General features: G+C 42.8%; 4 protein-coding genes. All 4 read left to right on the top strand.

The window, feature by feature from the left end; translation table 11 throughout:
* The coding region (locus AC1DSE_RS33385; protein WP_477528920.1) for a hypothetical protein at window positions 1-377 on the top strand (377 nt) is incomplete at its 5' end.
* Between the two features lie 50 nt (window positions 378-427).
* Window positions 428-1,006 carry a sigma-70 family RNA polymerase sigma factor gene (locus AC1DSE_RS33380; protein WP_477511627.1) on the top strand — a complete coding sequence of 193 codons (579 nt, stop codon included), beginning with the start codon at window positions 428-430 and terminating at the stop codon, window positions 1,004-1,006.
* Window positions 996-1,973: a hypothetical protein gene (locus tag AC1DSE_RS33375; RefSeq protein ID WP_477511628.1), complete on the top strand. Its 978-nt coding sequence runs from the start codon at window positions 996-998 to the stop codon at window positions 1,971-1,973. Before AC1DSE_RS33380 ends, AC1DSE_RS33375 begins: the two co-directional genes overlap by 11 nt.
* Before the next feature lie 19 nt (window positions 1,974-1,992).
* Window positions 1,993-3,033, top strand: coding sequence for a hypothetical protein (locus AC1DSE_RS33370; protein ID WP_477528919.1), 1,041 nt, complete (start codon window positions 1,993-1,995; stop codon window positions 3,031-3,033).
* Window positions 3,034-3,101: the final 68 nt, after the last annotated feature.

Here is a 3,101-nt window from a genome sequence, read left to right as displayed (position 1 = left end):
ATTCGGTACAATTACTTACGGATAAACGTGGTCAGCCAAAAGAGAAATACGATATTAAAATGAAAAAAGCAGATGATTATGATGTGCCTGTTCAGTCATGGGAGTATTTTAACGCTACATATACGGTAACTGACAGCAAGGTCGCAAGCTATAATCTGCTTCCAGATGAAGCTACCCATAAAGGGGCTAAACTGGGAAATTCTATTCAATCTGTTAAGGACATGTATGGGGATGCCTATTATAATAGAGAACATGATGATTTAAAACTACTAAGTTATATCGATAAAGAGAAGGAATGGGTACTCGAGTTTATGGTAGATCAAGAAAAGGTAACCGGCATCATGATGAGTGAATTATCCCTTTTTGAAACGAAATAATAATTGAAATTGGCACATGAGTACTCGTGTAGCGTGAGGAGGTTTCCGTATTGAAGGATTCGGACATACAACCCTTATTAGCTTCGCTTCTGGATGAAGATCCGGAAGCTTTCCGCTTGGTGTATGAGAAAACGGCTGATCATATCTATCGTACCGTCTATTATTTGGTCACGAACAAAAATGAAGTCAATGATATCGTTAGTGAGATTTACATCGCTATGCTCTCCGCTTTGCCTGCCTACGACTACAATAGACCATTTCGAGCCTGGCTTAACGGCCTAATCATTAATCAGGTTAATCATAATAATCGAAAAGGCTGGCGATTTTTACGTTTAATTAATCGCAATAAGCAATTGTATGGCGTACAGCCAAGGAAGAGGCCAGATGAATTAGCGGTCGAAGAGGAAGAAAAACACCAAGTACTTCAGCTCGTAAACAGCTTGTCTGCCAAACATAAACAAATAATCGTGCTTCGCTATTATCAGGATTGCTCCTTTGAAGAGATTGCCAGCACTCTCCAAATCCCACTAGGCACAGCCAAATCCAGACATCATGAGGCTTTGAAAAAACTGCGAAATCGAACCTCACATTCTCAATTTTTCAAGGAGGTGTTTAATCATGTCGATTGAACAAGAGCTAACACAAGCCTACAAACAATCCGCAACGAGAATCAAACGCCCTGAGGAGCTTGATGCTCGAATCGAACAGCTGTACCGTAAGCAGAGCTTGCAAAAGCAGACCAAGCTGCACGCGGTAAAAAAATCATGGACGCTCAGAATTATCGTAGCGGGATTGCTCCTTACTTCCATGGGTTTCTCTACACCCTATATTTTTCATTTTAAAGACGAGATTATTGATTACATGCTGCATAATGGTCAATTAGGAACGTATGATGCGATGTTGGCTCAGCAAATGCGAGAGTCGCTCGAAGAGGTTAAACAAACACTTCCTACCGAGGGGAAGGCGATATTCTATTCACAAAAATTAAAAAGCCTTTTGCCGAAAACTAATGCTATCCCTTTCACAATCGTCACCAATCCATACGTGTGGAAAGTGGAGAAGGATTGGGAGATGCAATTGACAGAAGCAAATCCAGATCTTCAATTGCCTGATTCCTTAACAGAAACATTGACGTTTATTGGAGGTCAGAAGGAGCAGCCGTTTGGCGGTTCATTATCCGCTGCAGACATGGAGTCGCTTCATGAGCTTGAGAAACGTGTGAAGAAAGAGAAACCGGAGGAGACCTGGCTGCCTCTGCCCAGACCTGTAGCAGAGAGCGTGGATCATCCTATCTATACGACGACTTATGAGAACGAATCCACTGACATTATTCATATCACCATGGAAGTATTCACGGATAAGAGCAATGTGCAATTACGTTCAAATCTAAAGGCGCAAGAGCAAATCGTTATTGGACAACAATCTGCTACGTATGCTCTAGCCCAGCCGTTTCTGTACAGTGATTCGGATCAGTATCAATCTGTCTTTTGGATGGATTCACTAGCGGATGAAACGATACTATACACGATAGGTAGCCCTGATCTAGACATAACCAAATCAGAATTAACCAGCATAGCCGAGCAGTTTATTCATTGATAACTGGGGAGAGTGTTCAATGCAACCATACGCTATTTCTACGAAAAGCCACTTCGTAACGATGCTGCTTGGCACATGGCTGGTGCTCGGTATATTCGTAGACGGTTATGCCCATAACCATGATGTTGTCGAAACATTTTTCACCCCTTGGCATGCGATTTTGTATAGTGGGTTTCTTGCATGCGCAGCATGGATACTTGGAATGATTGTATATGTGAAAAAAAGAATGGGCTGCTCGTGGAAGCAAGCCATTCCTAGTGGATATGAGCTTGGCTTGCTAGGCGTCATCATCTTTCTTGCAGGCGGCTTAGCTGATATGGCTTGGCATATTATTTTTGGAATTGAAGTGAATCTTGAAGCGCTGCTTAGTCCTTCTCATTTAGCTTTAATGCTTGGTGCCATTCTCATCTTATCAAGTCCACTTCGAGCAGGCTGGAGGGAGCTGAGTGGCGACCAGATAGGTTGGAGAAGCTTTTTCCCATACTTATTATCCTTGGCGTTGTCAGCAGGTACTGTCAGTTTTTTTCTCATGTATGTGTGGATGTTTCGGTATAATTTGCCTGCGCCAAAAGTAGTTGCTTGGTATATGAACAATTCCAGCACTTTATTTGCACACCGGATGGTAGATGATGCCGAGGTACGAGGATTAACGTTTATCCTACTTAATACGATCGTATTTRTGTTTCCAATTTTATTTATGCTAAAGCGCTGGAAGCCTCCTTTTGGTGCGATTACTTTTGTATTCTTACTTGTTAGCGCACTAATGGGTGTAATCGATGGTTTTACCCAAATACATAGTTTGATCATATCGTTTGTTGCAGGACTCAGCGGTGACTTATTGCTGCATTTTAGACGCTCTGATCTGAATCGCAGGCGAAGCAGCAGGCTGATTGCCATCATTACGCCTATTGTGCTTTGGGGCAGTTACTTCGGCTGGATGGCTGCGACGAGCGGGATTGGCTGGGAACCCGAACTGTGGGTAGGCTCAATCGTACAAGCTTCGCTGCTGTCGCTAGGCCTTAGCCTTTTAGCCCAATCGCCTGAGCGTGTAAGTCAATGAGCGTACGATTAAAGTCCATTAGTTTGTTGCTTATAACTTTGTTCATTATCCTGTTAGCTGCAACTGGC

Source organism: Paenibacillus sp. 01L418, assembly GCF_056400045.1.
This window is presented reverse-complemented; position numbering and strand designations above follow the sequence as displayed.

Bases quoted from the DNA above. Each gene is read 5' to 3' on its own strand.
- AC1DSE_RS33375 (WP_477511628.1), top strand. From the start codon at position 996: ATGTCGATTGAACAAGAGCTAACACAAGCCTACAAACAATCCGCAACG.